Source organism: Streptomyces sp. NBC_01506, assembly GCF_045040295.1.
GTDB lineage: Bacteria > Actinomycetota > Actinomycetes > Streptomycetales > Streptomycetaceae > Streptomyces.
In genome coordinates this window covers 2,488,804-2,507,383 of the sequence record NZ_CP109422.1, presented here as the reverse complement: position 1 = coordinate 2,507,383, position 18,580 = coordinate 2,488,804, and the positions used below count along the sequence as shown (strand labels likewise).

15 protein-coding genes and 5 tRNA genes are annotated in these 18,580 nt (G+C 70.0%); 11 read left to right on the top strand and 9 right to left on the bottom strand.

The genetic code is table 11. The features are described 5' to 3' along the window. The first annotated feature begins 11 nt into the window (after window positions 1-11). Window positions 12-224 carry an acyl-CoA carboxylase subunit epsilon gene (locus OG329_RS10575; protein WP_405794364.1) on the top strand — a complete coding sequence of 71 codons (213 nt, stop codon included), beginning with the start codon at window positions 12-14 and terminating at the stop codon, window positions 222-224. A gap of 217 nt (window positions 225-441) precedes the next feature. Here the strand turns inward: OG329_RS10575 and OG329_RS10570 are convergent, their stop codons facing one another. The 8 genes from OG329_RS10570 to OG329_RS10535 all read right to left on the bottom strand — a co-directional run bounded on the left by OG329_RS10570 (window position 442) and on the right by OG329_RS10535 (window position 11,520). After that, window positions 442-1,023 (bottom strand): ATP/GTP-binding protein, encoded by a 582-nt coding sequence (locus OG329_RS10570; protein ID WP_031229389.1) that lies wholly within the window; start codon window positions 1,021-1,023, stop codon window positions 442-444. Then, window positions 1,004-1,693 (bottom strand): DUF742 domain-containing protein, encoded by a 690-nt coding sequence (locus OG329_RS10565; RefSeq protein ID WP_405794363.1) that lies wholly within the window; start codon window positions 1,691-1,693, stop codon window positions 1,004-1,006. Before OG329_RS10565 ends, OG329_RS10570 begins: the two co-directional genes overlap by 20 nt. A 95-nt stretch (window positions 1,694-1,788) precedes the next feature. Next, a complete protein-coding gene (locus OG329_RS10560; RefSeq protein ID WP_078079450.1) occupies window positions 1,789-2,202 on the bottom strand; it encodes a roadblock/LC7 domain-containing protein in 414 nt (137 codons plus the stop codon). Between the two features lie 10 nt (window positions 2,203-2,212). Beyond that, window positions 2,213-5,776, bottom strand: coding sequence for a nitrate- and nitrite sensing domain-containing protein (locus OG329_RS10555; RefSeq protein WP_405794362.1), 3,564 nt, complete (start codon window positions 5,774-5,776; stop codon window positions 2,213-2,215). Between the two features lie 339 nt (window positions 5,777-6,115). After that, entirely contained in the window at window positions 6,116-6,703 is a 588-nt protein-coding gene (locus OG329_RS10550; RefSeq protein WP_405794361.1) for a GTP-binding protein, read from the bottom strand. Next, window positions 6,684-7,091 (bottom strand): DUF742 domain-containing protein, encoded by a 408-nt coding sequence (locus OG329_RS10545; RefSeq protein WP_364603471.1) that lies wholly within the window; start codon window positions 7,089-7,091, stop codon window positions 6,684-6,686. Before OG329_RS10545 ends, OG329_RS10550 begins: the two co-directional genes overlap by 20 nt. A 109-nt stretch (window positions 7,092-7,200) precedes the next feature. After that, window positions 7,201-7,614: a roadblock/LC7 domain-containing protein gene (locus OG329_RS10540; RefSeq protein ID WP_023538416.1), complete on the bottom strand. Its 414-nt coding sequence runs from the start codon at window positions 7,612-7,614 to the stop codon at window positions 7,201-7,203. A 9-nt stretch (window positions 7,615-7,623) separates the two neighbouring features. Continuing rightward, window positions 7,624-11,520, bottom strand: a complete 3,897-nt coding sequence (locus OG329_RS10535) for a nitrate- and nitrite sensing domain-containing protein (RefSeq protein ID WP_405794360.1) — start codon at window positions 11,518-11,520, stop codon at window positions 7,624-7,626. A gap of 579 nt (window positions 11,521-12,099) precedes the next feature. Here OG329_RS10535 and OG329_RS10530 point away from each other — a divergent pair. The 9 genes from OG329_RS10530 (at window position 12,100) to OG329_RS10490 (ending at window position 16,078) form a co-directional block, all read left to right on the top strand. After that, window positions 12,100-12,276 carry a hypothetical protein gene (locus OG329_RS10530; protein ID WP_405794358.1) on the top strand — a complete coding sequence of 59 codons (177 nt, stop codon included), beginning with the start codon at window positions 12,100-12,102 and terminating at the stop codon, window positions 12,274-12,276. 115 nt (window positions 12,277-12,391) lie between these two features. Beyond that, on the top strand, window positions 12,392-13,192 hold the full coding sequence (locus tag OG329_RS10525; protein ID WP_405794356.1) for a fumarylacetoacetate hydrolase family protein: 801 nt from the start codon (window positions 12,392-12,394) through the stop codon (window positions 13,190-13,192). Beyond that, entirely contained in the window at window positions 13,185-14,660 is a 1,476-nt protein-coding gene (gene gltX / locus OG329_RS10520; protein ID WP_405794354.1) for a glutamate--tRNA ligase, read from the top strand. The genes OG329_RS10525 and gltX overlap by 8 nt, the downstream gene beginning before the upstream one ends. Window positions 14,661-14,778: 118 nt before the next feature. Continuing rightward, window positions 14,779-15,501: an HAD family hydrolase gene (locus tag OG329_RS10515; RefSeq protein WP_405794352.1), complete on the top strand. Its 723-nt coding sequence runs from the start codon at window positions 14,779-14,781 to the stop codon at window positions 15,499-15,501. A 90-nt stretch (window positions 15,502-15,591) separates the two neighbouring features. Beyond that, window positions 15,592-15,663 (top strand) — tRNA-Gln (locus OG329_RS10510). A 19-nt stretch (window positions 15,664-15,682) separates the two neighbouring features. Then, window positions 15,683-15,755: transfer RNA gene (locus OG329_RS10505), tRNA-Glu, on the top strand. Window positions 15,756-15,816: 61 nt separating this feature from the next. Next, window positions 15,817-15,889, top strand: a tRNA-Glu gene (locus OG329_RS10500). A 25-nt stretch (window positions 15,890-15,914) separates the two neighbouring features. Further along, window positions 15,915-15,986, top strand: a tRNA-Gln gene (locus tag OG329_RS10495). 19 nt (window positions 15,987-16,005) lie between these two features. Continuing rightward, a tRNA-Glu gene (locus OG329_RS10490) sits at window positions 16,006-16,078 on the top strand. A 178-nt stretch (window positions 16,079-16,256) separates the two neighbouring features. Here the strand turns inward: OG329_RS10490 and ndgR are convergent. Then, complete coding sequence (gene ndgR, locus OG329_RS10485) at window positions 16,257-16,973, bottom strand: IclR family transcriptional regulator NdgR (protein ID WP_078074883.1); 717 nt, start codon at window positions 16,971-16,973, stop codon at window positions 16,257-16,259. A gap of 180 nt (window positions 16,974-17,153) precedes the next feature. Here ndgR and leuC point away from each other — a divergent pair, with 180 nt between their 5' ends. Next, entirely contained in the window at window positions 17,154-18,578 is a 1,425-nt protein-coding gene (gene leuC / locus OG329_RS10480) for a 3-isopropylmalate dehydratase large subunit (RefSeq protein WP_405794350.1), read from the top strand. Window positions 18,579-18,580: the final 2 nt, after the last annotated feature.

The window sequence follows — 18,580 nt, the reverse complement described above, 5'->3', positions numbered from 1 at the left end:
ACACGAGCCCGATGAACGATCCCGCCGACAACTCCCTGCTCCGCGTCGAGAAGGGGCACGCCGGCCCCGAGGAGCTGGCCGCCATCACCGCCGTCCTCATGGCGCGCGCCGCGGCCCGCACCGACGCGGACGCCGCCCCGGCCCACCGAGGCCGCTCCACGGCCGGCTGGCGCCGTCTGGAGCGCACGCCGGGCTTCCGGGCCCCGCACAGTTGGCAAGGCTGAGCCCGGACGCCCCAGCCGGCCGTACAGAGCCGTACGCGACAAAGCACCGCGAGAGCCCCGCACGGACCACCGTGCGGGGCTCTCGTCGTGCCGCGACCCGATACGCCGAAGGCGTGGAACGGCGACGGCGGCGGCCCCGCACTCCGAGGAGTACGGGGCCGCCGCCGTCGCCGGCCAACTCCCGGCCACGGGGCCCGGGAACGTCCGACGGAAAAGCTCAGCGAAGTCGTGCCATGAGTGCGTGTTCGACGAGGGTGATGAGTCCGCTCTTGGCGTCGGCGCGGTGGCGGGCGTCGGTGGTGATGATGGGGGTGTCGGGGCCGATCTGGAGTGCTTCGCGTACTTCGTCGGGGGTGTAGGGCTGGTGTCCGTCGAAGCCGTTGAGGGCGATGACGAAGGGGAGTCCCGAGTTCTCGAAGTAGTCGACGGCGGGGAAGCAGTCGGCGAGGCGGCGGGTGTCGACGAGGACGACGGCGCCGATGGCGCCGCGTACGAGGTCGTCCCACATGAACCAGAAGCGGTCCTGTCCGGGGGTGCCGAACAGGTAGAGGATCAGGTCCTGGTCGAGGGTGATGCGGCCGAAGTCCATGGCCACGGTGGTGGTGGTCTTGTCTCCGGTGTGGGTGAGGTCGTCGATGCCGGCGGAGGCGCTGGTCATGACGGCTTCGGTACGCAGCGGGTTGATCTCCGAGACGGCGCCGACGAACGTGGTCTTGCCCACGCCGAATCCGCCCGCCACCACGATCTTCGCGCTGGTGGTTGAGCGGGCTGCACCGCCGCTAGAGCTTGCGAAGTCCACTGAGCACCCTTTCGAGCAGTGTCACATCTGGTTGACCCCCGGCGGTCTCGTCGCCGCCGGGTTGATGAATGGCGACAAGTCCGGCCTCCGCCAGGTCGGCTACGAGGATCCGGGCGACGCCCAGGGGGATGGAGAGCAGTGCCGAAATCTCGGCGACCGATTTGATCTCGAAACAGAGCCGGCAGATCCGCTGGTGCTCGGGCAACTGCCCTTGCAGCCTTGACGGATCGGCCGTCGTGCTGACCAGTGCCTCGATGGCGAGCTGGTACCGCGGCCGGGTCCGGCCGCCGGTCATGGCGTACGGACGTACCAACGGGTTGTGCGCGGCGTACTCCGGCTCCTGATGGCGCCTCGGCTGCGCCGGTTGCACCGGCTGGATGCGGGGCGGCTGCTGCCCGTACTGCGGCGGCTGCTGACCCTGTCCGTACGACTGCTGTTGACCGTACGGCTGTTGCTGACCCTGCCCGTACGACTGCTGCTGTCCGTACGGCTGTTGAGGCTGCTGGTAGGGCTGCTGCCGCGGTTGGTACGGCTGCTCGCCGCCGTCCCGCCGCCCGCCCTGGCCGCCGTTCCCGCCCGGCGTGGAGGGGGAGTTGAAGTGGTTCCGGGCACGCTCACCCGGGACCTGTCGGCCACCGTCGTAAGGGTGTCCGCCTGGGGGTGTTGCCACCGTTGCCTCCTCCGACTCCGATCGCCGGTAACTGTTCTGTGGAGTCGCGCCACCGAACCCTATGGTGCGATGGCGCGAAACGCACTGTCTGTCTGTTAGTTGAGAAGACTTCCCTGGAGTTCGGCACGCAGGTCCGGTGTCAGCACCGTTCCGGCCCGGTCTACGAGCAGAGCCATTTCGTAGCCCACCAGGCCGATGTCGGCCTCGGGGTGCGCCAGGACGGCCAGCGAGGAGCCGTCCGAGATGGACATGAGGAAGAGGAACCCGCGGTCCATCTCCACGACGGTCTGGGTGACGGCACCGCCCTCGAAGATCCTCGACGCCCCGGCGGTCAGCGAGGTCAGACCGGAGGCGACGGCCGCCAGTTGATCGGCACGGTCGCGCGGGAAACCCTCGGACATGGCCAGCAGGAGTCCGTCGGCGGAGACCACCACGGTGTGGGACACCCCGGGGGTGTGGTCCACGAAGTTGGTGATCAACCAGTTGAGATTCTGCGCCGCCTGGCTCATCGGGCTCACACTAACGCTCCTGGTTGTAGGTACTGCCCGGGCCTCGACCCGGTCCGTTCGTATCCGTCCCCGTGGTTCCCGCGTCGCCGGTGTTGCCCGTCCCCGCGTTGCGGCCCCGCTGGACGCCGCGCCGCAGGTTACTCAGCCTGCCACGTACGTCCTCCGGCGCGCGCGAGACCTGGGGGCCGTTCTGCGGCGTCGACTCCGCCGTTCCCTCGATCAGGTTGGCCTTGGGAACGCGGCGGGGGAGTCCCGAAGGAGTGATTCCGCCGGCCTTGGGCTCACGGAGCTTCTCGGCCCGCTGCCACCGGTCGTCGTTCGTCGAACGCCAGTCGTCGGGGCCGTTCGCCTCACTCTGCCCGTTCTGCGGCTGCGGGGCCGCTGTCGGTGCGTACGTCTCGTGCGTCTCGTTCGTCTGTTGGGTCTGTTGGGTCTGTTGGTTCTCGTCCGTCCGGTGGCTGTCGATGTCGGGGGCCGGGGCCCGCTGTTCGGATACCGGCGCCGTCCCCTGCGGCGTACCGGCCGACGGGGAGGTCCGGCCGAAGAGATCGGCCGGGCCGCTGTCGTGTCCGTTCCGCTGCCCGTCGTCCGTACCGGTGTTGGGCTGCCACGACTGCGGTCGCTGCGGCTGTGAGCCGCCGCCACGGCGTGGCAGTCCCGCTCCGGTCAGTTCGTGACTGGTGCTCGGGGAGGGACCGGGACGTTCGAATTCTACGCGGTCCCCGGCGCCCGCCGCAGCGCCGCCGGAGGATTCCGATTCGGGCCGCCGCTCCGGCTCGTACCCACCCGGATAGCCACCCTGGTCACTCCAGCCACCCTGGTCGGCCTGGGGCGTGAAGAGGTTGTCGTAGCCCGCCCCGTCCGGCCGCGGAGCCTCGTAGGCCCCTTCCGTATACCCGCCGCCCAGGGGGTCCTGCTGCTGCGGGTACCCGTCGGGCGTCTGATATCCGTCGCCCGGCGCCGGGTAGCCGTCGGGGGTGGCGTACGCGTCGTACCCCGCGCCCTCGTACGTCTGACCGCCCTGAGCGCCCCCCTGCGCGGCGGCGTAGCCGTTCTGCTCGTACGACGCCTCCTGCGGCGCGTACCGGCCGTCCGTCTCCTCGCGGTACTGCCCGTCGACCTGATCGCCGTAGAGCGGCTGCGTGCCGCCGGACGGGACCGCGGCGGCGCCGTTGCCGCCGCCCAGTGCCGCGCGGCGCTCGTCGCGCTTGAGGGAACGGTTCACCGGGTCGAGACTGCGCGGATTGGCCGCCCCGTCACCGGCCCCGTCGCCCGCCCCGGCGGCGTTGTCGTACCGGGAGTCGTCGAAGCCGAGTTCGGCCGCCGTCAGCATCGGCGCCGAGAACGCCTGCGCCTCCGGCTCGAACGCGGGCGTCTGCTGCTCCGGAATGATCTGGGAGACCGTGAAGTCGTCCGGCGGCGGCGGCTGCTCGCCGCCGCCCCCGTGGGTGATCGCGTCCGGCAGCATGACCAGCGACGTGGTGCCCGCCTGCTCGCCCGAGGGCCGCAACTGCACCCGTACACCGTGCCGGTCCGCCAGCCGGCCGACCACGAACAGCCCCATGCGCTGGGAGACCGCGGCGTCCACCGTCGGCGGGTTGGCCAGCTTGTGGTTGATGTCGGCGAAGTCCTCGGCGGTGAGGCCGATGCCCTTGTCGTGGATCTCGATCATCACGCGGCCGTCGGGCAGCCGGGTCGCGGTCACCCGCACCTTGGTCTGCGGCGACGAGAACGTGGTGGCGTTCTCCAGCAGCTCGGCGAGCAGATGCACGAGGTCGGTCACGGCCTGGCCGTGGATGTCGGTCTCGGGCACGCCGGTCAGCTCGATGCGCTCGTAGCTCTCGACCTCGGAGGACGCCGCGCGCAGCACGTCGACCAGCGGCACCGGCTGGTTCCAGCGGCGGCCCGGCTCCTCGCCGGCGAGGACCAGCAGGTTCTCGCCGTTACGGCGCATACGGGTCGCGAGATGGTCCAGCTTGAAAAGGTTCTCCAACTGCTCGGGCTCGGCCTCGTTGTTCTCCAGAGCGGTGATCAGGGTCAACTGGCCCTCGATCAGCGACTGGTTGCGCCGCGAGAGGTTGGTGAAGATCGCGTTGACGTTGCCCCGGAGCATGGCCTGCTCGGCGGCGAGCCGTACCGCCTCGCGGTGCACCTGGTCGAAGGCGCGCGCGACCTCGCCGATCTCGTCCCTGGAGTCGATCGGGATGGGCTGTACGCGGGTGTCGACCCGGCCAGGCTCGGTACGGGACAACTGGTCGACCAGCATCGGCAGCCGCTGCTCGGCGATGCCGAAGGCGGCGGTACGGAGCTGACGCATGGACCGGCTCATCTGCCGCGCCATCATGCCGGCCAGCACGAAGGCGGCCAGCAGGGCGATCACCACGATCGCGCCGTTGATGATCGCGTCGTTCCTGGCGTCGTCGGAGATCTGCGCGGCGTCGCTGACGGCGTTGTCGACCAGGTCCTTCTCGATGATCGTGTAGCCGTCGAACTTGGCGGTGGTCGCCGCCATCCACGCGGTGGGGGTGACGCCGCGCTCCTCCAGTTGGGAGGGGCTGTCACCGGTGGCGATCGCGGCGACCATGCCGTCGACCACCGAGCCCTCCTGGGCCGGCGGGGCGACGAACTTCTGGCCCGCCGCCGCGGCCTGCTGCCGCGCCGTCGCGAGCTTCTTGGCGCCCTCGGCGGCCTTCTCCTCCATGACCTTCTGGAGCTTGGCCGTGTCCGCGTCCGTGCCGCCGGAGACGTACTCGCCGATGGCGATGTCCTCCAGATAGGCGTACGACGAGAACGCGATCGACTGGCCCGACCTGATCGCCGGCTTCTCGCTCGGCCGCACCAGCAGATGCATACCGATGGACCGCTGGAGCGAGGCGGCGGCCTTGGCGAGCTGGATGGCGTAAACCGTGCGGCCGTAGCTGGTGATGTTGCCGGTGCCCAGGCCCAGTTCGTTGGAGAACTCCATGAGGGAGTGCTGGACCAGCACGTATCCCTCTTCGGTCGCCACCGGACCGCCGTTGCCGCCGGTCTTGTCGGGCGTCTCGACGCCCGCGGTGTACGCCGTCTTGCGGATCGTCTCCAGCTTGGGCTCCTCGGCGCGGAACAGCCGCAGCCGCCGCTCCAGGCCCTCGTCCCGCGGCATGGACTTCACGGCGCGGTCGAACGTGGCCTTCGCCGCGTCGGTGGTGGCCCTGGCCGCCACGACGGCCTTGTCGTCGCGCTTGTTCGTCAGCAGCGGCTGGGCGGTGAGGTCGCGCTCGTTGAGCAGTGCCTGGCCGTACCCGGACGCGGCCCGTACGACGAGCGCGGTCTGCTCGGCGTCCTGCGCCTCCTGCCAGGTGTCGACGGAGCCCTTGACCTGGAAGCCGCCCATGACGAGGCCCACGAGCACGGGGATGAGGAGGATCGCGTTGAGCCGGGTCGGCACCCGCCAGTTACGCGGGGACAGCCGGCTGGTGCTGCCCGGTGTCGGGGGCCTGCCCGGCGCGTCCGCAGGCGGCGCCGCCGTACGCCGCGGCGGGGTGAAGTTACCCCGCGCCGCCTGCTCCGCGGTGCTCGTCATGCTGCGCCTCACTCGACCAACAACCTCTCGGCGTCGGCACCTACGCTGTGCCGTTTTTCGTTCAGGGCTGTACTACTCGGGAGTTCATCGAATTCCAGCACGTGAGGCGGTCCCGTTCCAAACAGTGGGAATCAGCCATTCCGAGTGGTCCATACCGCAGATAAAACGGGCATAAAGAGCGAGCCCCGTCAAAAGGCGAGGACGATATGAGCACAGCGATACCAGCCGAACGCGTCGGGTGTCCGAGCGGCGTGAATTCTCTTCTCAAACGTTATGAACACCGAGGTGGGCCGTGTCAAAAGACACAGCCCACACCCGGTCCAGGCTACGGCAACTGCCGTACGTGGTCGTCTACTTGAGACGGGCCATAAGTGCGTGTTCGACGAGCGTGATGAGTCCGCTCTTGGCGTCGGCGCGGTGCCGGGCGTCGGTGGTGATGATAGGCGCGTCCGGGCCGATCTGAAGCGCTTCCCGAACTTCCTCGGGGGTGTAGGGCTGGTGTCCGTCGAAGCCGTTGAGGGCGATGACGAAGGGGAGTCCCGAGTTCTCGAAGTAGTCGACGGCGGGGAAGCAGTCGGCGAGGCGGCGGGTGTCGACCAGCACCACGGCGCCGATGGCGCCGCGTACGAGGTCGTCCCACATGAACCAGAAACGGTCCTGTCCGGGGGTACCGAACAGGTAGAGGATCAGGTCCTGGTCGAGGGTGATGCGGCCGAAGTCCATGGCCACGGTGGTGGTGGTCTTGTCTCCGGTGTGGGTGAGGTCGTCGATGCCGGCGGAGGCGCTGGTCATGACGGCTTCGGTACGCAGCGGGTTGATCTCCGAGACGGCGCCGACGAACGTGGTCTTGCCCACGCCGAATCCGCCCGCCACCACGATCTTCGCGGAAGTGGTCGACCGGGCCGCTCCGCCGCCGCCACTAGAGCTTGCGAAGTCCACTGAGCACCCTTTCGAGCAGTGTCACATCCGGCGTGCCGCCGGCCTCTCCGTTACCCGGCTGGTGGATGGCCACCATGCCGGCCTCGGCCAGGTCGGCCACGAGGATGCGTGCCACACCGAGCGGCATGGACAGCAGCGCCGACACCTCGGCGACGGACTTCACCTCACGGCAGAGATGGCAGATCCGCTGGTGCTCGGGGAGGAGCCCGGCGAGATGCGCCGGATCGGCCGTCGTACTGACCAGTGCCTCGATGGCGAGCTGGTACCGCGGCCGGGTCCGGCCGCCGGTCATGGCGTACGGGCGTACCAGCGGCTGATCGCCTTCAAGTCCGTAGGACGCGTCGATCGAGGCGCCGTACGGATCGTGAGAGGCGGGTGGCGGGGTCATGAATCCTCCGGGCGTGACAGCAAGATGTCTGCGTGCCGTCTGACTGGGCCGGGGTGGGGCCGGTTGGCGGCCTGACGGGGTGTGGCGCTGTGGGCGGTACCTGGAAGCCTCAGTGCAGCAGGCTCCCCTGGAGTTCGGCGCGCAGGTCCGGTGTCAGCACCGTTCCCGCCCGGTCGACCAGGAGGGCCATCTCGTAGCCCACCAGGCCGATGTCGCAGTCGGGGTGTGCGAGCACCGCCAGTGAGGAACCGTCGGAGACGGACATCAGGAAGAGGAACCCGCGGTCCATCTCCACGACGGTCTGGGTGACAGGCCCGCCCTCGAAGATCCGGGACGCACCCGCGGTCAGCGAGGTCAGGCCGGAGGCGACGGCCGCGAGTTGATCGGCTCGGTCGCGTGGGAAGCCTTCGGACATGGCCAGCAGCAGGCCGTCGGCGGATACGACCACTGTGTGGGACACCCCGGGGGTGTTGTCCACAAAGTTGGTGATCAACCAGTTCAGATTCTGCGCCGCCTGGCTCATCGGACTCAACTAACGCTCCTGCTGGTGAGAGGGGCCGAGGTTGAAACTGCCGGTCGTCGAGCTGTCGGCGGTACGGCCGCCGGCCTGACGACCCTGCTGGATGCCCCGGCGAAGGTTGGTCAGCCGGCCGCGTACGTCGTCTGGCGCACGCGAGACCTGCGGACCGGTCTGGTTGCTCTGCTCCTGTGCGGTTCCCGGCACCAGGTTGGCACGCGGGACCCGTCGAGGCAGACCTGAGGTGGTGATTCCGCCCGCGGCGGGCTTCTTGACCCGCTCGGCCTGGCGTACCAGCTCGTCATTGGGTGACGTGCGCCAGGAGGACGTGACGGCGCCGTTGCCGTTGGTGTTGCCGTTCGCCGGCTGTCGTTGCGGCATCGGGGGAGGAGAGGACGCCGGCCGGTCCGGCAGCCCCTCCGGGGAGTACTGCGCGGACGGTGGCTGCTGCTCGGGTCCCGCGGGCTCTCCCGGACGGTCGGAGCCGCCGTTCTGCTGCCCGTGGAACCAGTTGGTCTCCAGCGTGTCGAACAGCGGCGTACGGCCGTCGCCGGGACCGGCCGGGGGCAGCGCCTCCGGCTGGGACTGCTGCGGAAGCGCTCCGACCGGCTGGCGCGGGGCGCCGAAGTCGGCATTGTTGCTGCCGAAGTCCGCGCCGTTCTGACCGAACGCGGGGCGGCCCTGGCCCGGACCCGGACCCTGGCCCTGGCCCTGGCCCTGGTCGGCGCCGGGACGGCCCTGTCCGGGCGGCGTCCGGCCGAAGGGGTCGGAGCCCGGCGCGGGGGCCGGCACCGGGGGACGGGGCGCGTTGAAGTCCGGGCGGGGGAACTGGGCCGTCGAGCCCAGCGCCTGGCCCTGGTTCTGCCCCTGGTCCTGCCAACCGCCATTGACGTCGCCCGAGTTGGGCAGCGGATGGGATCCGGTGTCGCCGAATCCGTCACCGAATCCGTCGCCGCCGCCGGTGCCGACGTTGCCGCTGTTCAGGTCCGGCCGGGGGCCGTCGAAGTCGGGACGCGCGAACTCGGCCGTGGAGCCGGGCCCCTGCCCCGCCGACGGCACGGCGAACTGACCGGAGGTCTCGGGCTCCTCGTGACCGCGCGGGGCGTCCGGCGAGAACCGCTGCGGCGCGGGCGGCTGTTGGCCGCCCCAACTGGTGGTTCCGGGACGCTGCGGGCGCTGCGGCGGCTGCGGGTTGCCCCCCGGCAACTCGGCGCGCGGCCCGCCGGGCGGCGGCAGTTGACGGCCGCGGTCGGCCGGCGGCGGTCCACCGGCCGCGGCGTTCGCGCCCTGCGGGAACGCGCCGCGGTCGCCGGAGCCGCGTTGGTTCGGACTGGACAGGCTCTGACCGGGCCGGGCGAGCCGGCCGCCGGCCTGCGGCACCGGACCCGACGGGCCGGGACCGGCCTGCGCGCCCGGACGGCCCGGCGCTGCCTGGTCACGCGGGCTCGTGCCGAACAGGCTCGGCTGCCCCGACCCCTGGCCGGCGCCCTGACGCTGCGGGTCCTGCGGCGGACCGGACTGCGGCCGGGTGGGCAGGCCGCTCTGCATCCCGTTCCTGGCCGGCAGCGCGGCGCGGGGCCCCGTACCGGCGCCGACCTGGCCGCGTGAGGGCGGAGTGGCCAGCCGCCCGGCTCCGGCCGCGCCGCCCGCGAGCCCGGCGGCGATGCCGGACTGCTGGCCGCCGCCGAGGACGCCCTGACCGGCGGGCGACTGTCCGCCCGCACCGTTCTGCGCGCCGACGCCGGGGCGCGGCGGCATCTTCTTGCCGCCGTTGGCGACATCGACGGGCAGCATGACCAGCGCGGTCGTGCCACCGGAGTCGGAGGGGCGGAGCTGAATCCTGATGCCGTGGCGCAGCGACAGCCGGCCGACCACGAACAGACCCATGCGGCGCGACACCGAGACGTCCACGGTGGGCGGCGACGCGAGCCGTTCGTTGATCGCGGCCAGGTCCTCGGGGGACAGGCCGATGCCGGTGTCATGGATCTCGACGAGCACCCGCCCGTCGGGCAGCGCGTGACCGGTGACCCGGACCTTGGTCTGCGGCGAGGAGAACGACGTGGCGTTCTCCAGCAGCTCGGCGAGCAGGTGCACGAGGTCGTTGACCACACGGCCGGCGACCTCGGTCGTGGGTACCGAGGCCAGTTCGATCCGCTCGTACTGCTCCACCTCGGAGGCCGCGGCACGCAGCACGTCGACCAGCGGGACGGGGCGCGTCCACCGGCGGCCCGGCTCCTCACCGGCGAGGACCAGCAGGTTCTCACCGTTACGGCGCATACGGGTCGCGAGGTGGTCCAGCTTGAACAGCGAGGACAACTGGTCCGGGTCGGCCTCACGGGACTCGAGCTCCGAGATCAGCGAGAGCTGACGCTGGATCAGACCCTGGCTGCGGCGCGAGAGGTTGGTGAACATCGCGTTGACGTTGCCCCGCAGCAGCGCCTGCTCGGCGGCGAGCCGGACGGCCTCGCGGTGCACGTCGTCGAACGCCGCGGCGACCTTGCCGATCTCGTCCCTGGAGTGCACACCGACGGACTCGACGGAGGTGTCCACGTCCTGCGGGTCGGCCTCGGAGAGCTGCTTGACCAGCTCGGGCAGCCGGTCCTGGGCGACCTTGGTGGCCGTCTCCTGGAGGCGCCGCAGCGAGCGGATCATGGAGCGGGCGACGACGAAGGCGCCGACCAGCGAGACACCGAGGACGACAACGATCAGCGCACCGTTGATGTACGCGTCCTGCTGCGACTTCTCGCGCAGTTGCCGCGCCTTGTTCTCCATCTCACCCAGCAGCGTCTGCTCGATGATGTTCATCGCGTTGATCTTGGCGGACGCCTGGTCGGTCCAGTCCAGATACGAGCGGTTCGGCCGCCCCTCCAAACCGCCGGAGATACCGAGCACCCGGTCCGCGTACTCGTCGGCGGCGTTGATCTCGGGGTTGCCCTTGCCGCTGAGCGAGGCGGTCAGCTTCTCGGCGTCGCCGCCCATCGACTCGTACAGCGCGTCGAAGGAGGAGAGGGCGTTGTCGCCCTTGGTGGCCGCCGCCAGACCGTAGAGCCGGTCGTTCTCGTTGAGTTCGCCCTTCTCCTTGGGGTCGGCGGGCAGGGCGGAGGCGATGATCGCGCGCTGGATCGACGCGTACTCCTTGGCGGAGGAGAAGGCCGCCAGGGCGCGGGTCCGCTTGATCATGTCGGGGTTGCTGGTCGCCTGCGCCATGTCCTGCGAGAGGCTGAGCAGCGAGTCGATGAGACCGCTGTACGCGTCGACCGTCAGGGAGTGCGTGGCATCCGTGTCGTACGCGTCCTTGCGGATTTCCTGGATCTTGTTGACCTGGGTCGCGATCTGGCTGACGTTCGCGCGGATCGACTCCAGCGCCTGGTCGCCGTCGGTGTTCCCGATGTCCACGGTGGCGCCGAGGAATGCCTTCTTGGCCCGGTCCGTCTTCGTACGACGGTCCTGGACCTTGAAGTCCTTGGGGTCCGCGCCGTTGGTGAGCGGACCCGCCGACTCGTCACGCTCCGCCTGGAGCGCGGCGGCGAGGCTGGTCGCCTCCTTGGTCATGTTGGTCAGCAACTGCATGTGCTCCAGTTGCTTCATATCGTCCATGGACTCGTTGATACGCAGTGCGCCCAGCGAGGTGGCCGCGACCACCGGCAGGGTGAGCAGTGCCACGAGACGGGTGCTGATGCGCCAGTTGCGGAGCATTATTCGCGAACCCGCGTCGGTGGACGCCGACTTGGGGGTGGGGCTCGGGGTGTCGCCACCGGGCGCCGCGGCGGACTGGGCCGCCCGGTCGCCACCCTCGCCGGCCGGACCCGGGCCCGGGTTCTGGGTGTGCTGGGGCGAGGAGCCGCGGTCGGTTCCGCCACGGGGCTCCTGCTCCGCCGCAGCGCTGCTATCCCTCTTGAAACGTCCCTGCACTAGCGTCGCAACCTCTGGACCAGGCGTCCCCCCGCAGAACGGCGGGACGGTGTCGGCGTCGTGGAGCGCAGAGTGCGCTCCAAGGTGGTCGTTGAGTGACCGGCGATGCTCCCCTTCCCCGCATGCCACTCGGCGCCGCGTCGCGCCATTACGCGCCGTCCTGTTGAACCCGCGGCGGTGCGTGGAATTCCAGCACAGAGCCGGATCTCCAACAAGGGCCGCGTACCGGGCTGTGACCTACGTGACGTGTTGTGAGGATCGAGTGACGATTGGTAGGCACCGTTCAGGGAGGAAACGGACTTCCCGTAACGAGTCCCTTGCGGCCGAGGGGTGCCCCAGTCCTGATGATCAGGAGTGGAATAAGGGGTTCGATGGTGCGATGTCCGTTTCCATTGGCCTTGACCTCTGTCCGTGATGGGTGAATTGCCCGGCAGGTCGTGAGGAAACTCACATGGAGATCCTTGCGGCTTCCGGGCTTTGGCGGGGAATTACGTGTTTAGCCTGACGCTTTACAGAGGTGTCACTTCTGACAACCGGTGCTCCTGAGCACCCATACCCCGACAAGGTCTGAAACAACCGATGAAGACGACGAAGCTGTTCCGCAACACCGCGAACCCCCGCCGCACCACGCTGGTGAACCTGGACGACGCCGTGGAGCTGGTGCCGGCCGCGCAGCCGGAGCACTCCGTCGAACTGCCGCTGCGTACGGCCAATCCGCGGCGTACGACGCTGATCGACGCCCCCGTCGCACAGTAGGGCACGCCCCACGGCGCCCGCGCACCGCGTCGGCCCCAGCCTGTCACCGCGCTAGCCTGAGACGTTCAGTCTCCGGTCAGTCAGCCAGCAGCAAAGTGAGGGGCGACAGCATCCCGTGCGCATCGCGAGATTCTCCATCGACGGCAATGTCGCCTTCGGCGCGGTCGAGGAGGACGGCACCGGCGGTACGGCCGCCGGCCTCGTCCTCGACATCATCAAGGGCATTCCGTACGCCGACTTCGAGCTCTCCGGCACCAAGGTCCCGCTGAGCAAGGTCCGTCTGCTCCCGCCCGTGCTCCCCAACAAGGTCGTGGGCGTCGGCCGCAACTACGCGGCACACGCGGCGGAGCTCGGCAACGAGGTGCCCGAATCGCCGGTCGTCTTCTTCAAGCCGACCACCTCGGTGATCGGCTCCGGCGACGGCGTCGAGTACCCCTCGTTCTCCCAGGACCTGCACTACGAGGCCGAACTGGCCGTGGTGATCGGCCGGATGTGCCGCGAGGTGCCCCGCGAGCGCGTCAAGGACGTCATCTTCGGGTTCACCTGCGCCAACGACGTCACCGCGCGCGACGCCCAGAAGCGCGAGAACCAGTGGGCCCGCGCCAAGGGCTTCGACACCTCCTGCCCGCTCGGCCCCTGGGTGGAGACCTCCATCGGCCTGCCGGCCGTCCGCGACGGCCTCGCCGTCCAGTGCACCGTCAACGGCGAGCAGCGCCAGCTCGGCAGTACGAGTGACATGGTCCGCTCCGTGGAGGACCTGGTCGTCCACATCACCGAGGCCATGACGCTGCTGCCCGGCGACGTCATCCTCACCGGCACTCCCGCGGGGGTCGGCCCCCTCGGCATCGGCGACGAGGTCGCCGTCACCATCGAAGGCATCGGCACTCTCACCAACAAGGTGATCAAGCGTGGCTAACGCGACCGTCCGCGTACGTTTCTGTCCCTCGCCGACCGGCAACCCCCACGTGGGTCTGGTCCGCACCGCCCTCTTCAACTGGGCGTTCGCCCGCCACCACGGCGGCACCCTGGTCCTGCGCATCGAGGACACCGACGCCGCGCGCGACTCCGAGGAGTCGTACGAGGCGCTGCTCGACTCGCTGCGCTGGCTCGGCCTCGACTGGGACGAGGGCCCCGAGGTGGGCGGCCCGCACGCGCCGTACCGCCAGTCGCGGCGGATGGACATCTACCGGGACGTCGCCGACCGACTGCTCGCCGCCGGCCACGCGTACCACTGCTACTGCACCACCGAGGAGCTGGAGGTCCGCCGCGACGCCGCGCGCGCCGCCGGCCGCCCCTCCGGGTACGACGGCCACTGCCGCGACCTCAGCGCCGAGCAGAAGGCGGTGTACGAGGCGGAGGGCCGCACCTCCATCGTCCGCTTCCGGATGCCCGACGAGCCGATCACCTTCACCGACCTGGTCCGCGGCGAGCTGACCTTCACGCCTGAGAACGTGCCCGACTACGGCATCGTCCGCGCCAACGGGGCGCCGCTCTACACGCTCGTCAACCCGGTCGACGACGCGCTGATGGAGATCACCCACGTCCTGCGCGGCGAGGACCTGCTCTCCTCGACCCCCCGTCAGATCGCGCTCTACCAGGCGCTGATGGGGCTCGGAGTGGCGCACTTCGTGCCGCAGTTCGGCCACCTGCCGTATGTGATGGGCGAGGGCAACAAGAAGCTCTCCAAGCGCGACCCGCAGGCCTCGCTGAACCTCTACCGCGAGCGCGGCTTCCTGCCCGACGGGCTGCTCAACTACCTGTCCCTGCTGGGCTGGTCGTTCTCCGCCGACCAGGACGTCTTCTCCCGCGCGGAGATGGTCGGCGCGTTCGAGATCACCGACGTCAACGCCAATCCGGCGCGCTTCGACCTGAAGAAGGCCGAGGCCATCAACGCCGACCACATCCGGCAGTTGGACGAGAAGACCTTCATGGAGGCCTGCGCGCCCTGGCTGCGGGCCCCGTACGCCAACTGGGCACCGGAAGACTTCGACCAGACGGCCTTCGAGGCGATCGCCCCGTACGCGCAGACCCGTGTGACGGTGCTCTCGGACATCACGGCCAACGTGGACTTCCTCTTCCTCGCCGAGCCGGTCGAGGACGAGGCGTCCTGGGCGAAGGCGATGAAGGGCGAGCCGCTGGCCCTGCTCACCACGGCCCGCGCGAAGCTCGCGGACGCGGACTGGTCGAGCGCCGAGTCCCTGAAGAACGCGGTCCTCGCGGCCGGCGAGGAGCACGGCCTCAAGCTCGGCAAGGCCCAGGCCCCGGTCCGCGTCGCGGTCACGGGGCGCACCGTGGGCCTGCCGCTCTTCGAGTCCCTGCAAATCCTGGGCAAGGAGCGCACACTGCGCCGCGTCGACGCGGCGCTCGCCAAGCTCGCGGCGTAGGTCCCGCGGACGTACGCGGAAGGGGGTGGCGGCCGACTCGGCCGCCACCCCCTTCGTGGTCCTCGAACCCGTCCGGGGAACGGGGCCGGTACCGTGCCGTCCCCGGTACGGTCGTCGTATGCCGATCCGCGCCGTCGTCTGGGACATCGACGACACCCTCTTCGACTACACCTACGCCGACCGCGCCGGTATGCGGCTGCATCTCGCGGCCGAAGGGCTCGCCGACCGCTTCGGCACCGTCGAGCAGGCCCTGGCGCACTGGCGTGAGATCACCGACGTCCAGTGGCTGCGGTTCGCCGACGGGCAGACCACCTTCGAGGGGCAGCGACGTGACCGCGTGCGGCAGTTCCTTAGTACAGAGGCGCTCGGCGACACCGCCGCCGACGCGTGGTTCGAGCGCTACATCGCGCACTACGAGGGCGCCTGGAAGCTCTTTCCCGACGCGCTCGCCGCACTGGACTCGCTGGCCCCCGACTACCGCCAGGCCGTGCTGTCCAACTCGAGCATCCACAACCAGGACCGCAAGCTGCGCGTCCTCGGCGTACGGGACTACTTCGAGACGGTCCTGTGCGCGGCGGAACTCGGTGTCTCCAAACCGGCCGCCGCCGCCTTTCACGCGGCGTGCGACGCCCTGGAGCTCGACCCCGCCGAGGTCGCCTACGTGGGGAACGAACCGGACATCGACGCCGGCGGTGCCACCGCCGCCGGACTGGCCGGAGTCTGGCTCGACCGGGGGCGGCTCGGCGGGCGTCCCGAGCTGGTGTCGATCACCGATCTGGACCGCCTGCCCGCTCTGCTGCGCGGTGATACTCGTTTTGGAGCGCCGTCCCCCATCGGGTAATGTTCTTCCTGCGCCGCCCAAGAGATCGCAAGGTCTGGACGGAACGCGCAAAACCCAAACAAAACCCCCACTCCGGGGGTTGAGTTTTGGTGGGCTATGGTGTAATTGGCAGCACGACGGTTTCTGGTTCCGTTAGTCTAGGTTCGAGTCCTGGTAGCCCAGCGCAGAGTTCTTCTGCAACGCCCCCGTTGTGTAGCGGCCTAGCACGCCGCCCTCTCAAGGCGGTAGCGCCGGTTCGAATCCGGTCGGGGGTACAGATCCTTCTCTCCGATTTCTTCGGGTCGCACCCGGACACGTCGATGCAGGATCGCTAGGGCCCCCGTTGTGTAGCGGCCTAGCACGCCGCCCTCTCAAGGCGGTAGCGCCGGTTCGAATCCGGTCGGGGGTACGCAGCACGCAAGTCTGAACACCCTTGGGCTATGGTGTAATTGGCAACACGACGGTTTCTGGTACCGTTGTTCTAGGTTCGAGTCCTGGTAGCCCAGCTCAACGCTCCACCTGCTGGCCCCCGTTGTGTAGCGGCCTAGCACGCCGCCCTCTCAAGGCGGTAGCGCCGGTTCGAATCCGGTCGGGGGTACGTATGACGACAAGGCCCTCCGCGATCGCGGAGGGCCTTTCCTCTGTTCTTGTCCCTGTTCCCTGTCGCCCGACGTCGCCCGACGTCGGGCGACGCGTCAACTCCCGAGAACGTCGCGCCGGTTGGGCCGCGCCGGGCTCCGCGCGCCGGCGCGGACTCGGCTCGTGCCCGCGCCGATTCAGCTCGTGCGGCGCAGCGCCTCCGACAGCCGCCCGGCCGCGTCGATGATCGCCTGGGCGTGCATCCGCCCCGGGTGCCGGCTCAGTCGCTCGATAGGACCCGACACCGAGACCGCCGCGACGACCCGGTTCGACGGCCCGCGCACCGGCGCCGAGACCGAGGCCACGCCCGGCTCGCGCTCACCGATCGACTGGGCCCAGCCCCGGCGCCGTACGCCCGAGAGCGCCGTTGCCGTGAACCGCGCCCCCTGGAGGCCGCGGTGCAGCCGCTCCGGCTCCTCCCAGGCCATCAGGATCTGCGCGGACGAGCCCGCCTTCATGGTGAGTGTGGAGCCGACGGGCACCGTGTCCCGCAGACCGGACAGGCGCTCGGCGGCGGCCACGCAGATCCGCATGTCGCCCTGGCGCCGGTAGAGCTGGGCGCTCTCCCCGGTCACGTCGCGCAGATGTGTCAGCACCGGCCCCGCCGTCGCCAGCAGACGGTCCTCACCGGCCGCCGCAGCCAGCTCGGCGAGCCGTGGGCCGAGGATGAACCGGCCCTGCATGTCCCTGGCCACCATCCGGTGGTGTTCCAGGGCCACGGCCAGCCGGTGGGCCGTGGGCCGTGCGAGCCCGGTCGCAGCGACCAGCCCGGCGAGGGTGGCCGGACCGGACTCCAGGGCGCTCAGTACCAGAGCCGCCTTGTCGAGAACGCCGACGCCGCTAGAGTTGTCCATGCAACGATACTCGCGTCTCACTCTGTGAAACGCAAGTTCAATTTTCCGAGGAACTTGCCAACCTGTAGGGACGGGCCCGTACACGAACCGGGCTCGCAGCCGACGCGGGCCGTGGGACACCGGCGTGGGCCCCACATATCTCCAGGACTGCCGGCGGCGCTGCCGGCCGAAGGGAAAGCGATGGGTAGGACACTCGCGGAGAAGGTCTGGGACGACCATGTCGTCCGGCGCGCCGAGGGCGAGCCCGACCTTCTCTTCATCGATCTGCACCTGCTGCACGAGGTGACGAGCCCGCAGGCGTTCGACGGTCTGCGTCAGAACGGCCGGCAGGTGCGGCGGCTCGATCTCACCATCGCGACCGAGGACCACAACACCCCGACGATCGACATCGACAAGCCGATCGCGGACCCCGTCTCGCGCGTCCAGTTGGAGACGCTGCGCAAGAACTGCGCGGACTTCGGTGTACGGCTGCACCCGCTGGGCGACGTCGAGCAGGGTGTGGTCCACGTGGTGGGCCCGCAGCTCGGGCTGACCCAGCCGGGCACCACCGTCGTGTGCGGCGACAGCCACACCTCCACCCACGGCGCCTTCGGCGCGCTGGCCTTCGGCATCGGCACCAGCCAGGTCGAGCATGTCCTGGCCACCCAGACGCTGCCGCTGGCCCGCCCCCGCACCATGGCCATCACCGTCGAGGGCGAACTGCCCGCCGACGTCACGGCCAAGGACCTGATCCTCGCCGTCATCGCCCGCATCGGCACCGGCGGCGGCCAGGGCTACATCCTCGAATACCGCGGCTCCGCCATCGAGAAGCTCTCGATGGAAGCCCGCATGACCATCTGCAACATGTCGATCGAGGCCGGCGCCAGGGCGGGCATGATCGCCCCGGACCAGATCACCTTCGACTACCTCCAGGGCCGCGACCACGCCCCCGAGGGCGCCGACTGGGACGCCGCCGTCGCGTACTGGCGCACGCTGCGCACGGACGACGACGCCGTCTTCGACGCCGAGGTCTTCATCGACGCCACCGAACTGGCCCCGTTCGTCACCTGGGGCACCAACCCCGGCCAGGGCGCGCCGCTGTCGACGCACGTCCCCGACCCCGCTTCGTACGAGGACGCTTCGGAGCGGCTCGCCGCCGAAAAGGCCCTGGAGTACATGGGGTTGACTGCCGGGCAGGCGCTGCGCGACATCACGGTGGACACCGTCTTCGTAGGTTCGTGCACCAACGGGCGTATCGAGGACCTGCGCTCGGCCGCCTCGATCCTCGACGGCCGCAAAGTCGCCGACGGCGTACGGATGCTGGTGGTCCCCGGCTCCGTACGCGTCGCGCTCCAGGCCGTCGCGGAGGGCCTGGACAAGGTCTTCACCGGCGCGGGCGCCGAATGGCGGCACGCGGGCTGTTCGATGTGTCTGGGCATGAACCCCGACCAACTGGCGCCCGGCGAGCGCTCCGCGTCGACCTCGAACCGCAACTTCGAGGGCAGGCAGGGCAAGGGCGGCCGGACCCACCTCGTATCGCCCCAGGTGGCCGCGGCCACCGCCGTGCTGGGCCATCTGGCCTCGCCCGCCGACCTGTCCGACACCCGCACCCCCGTGGAGGCATGAGC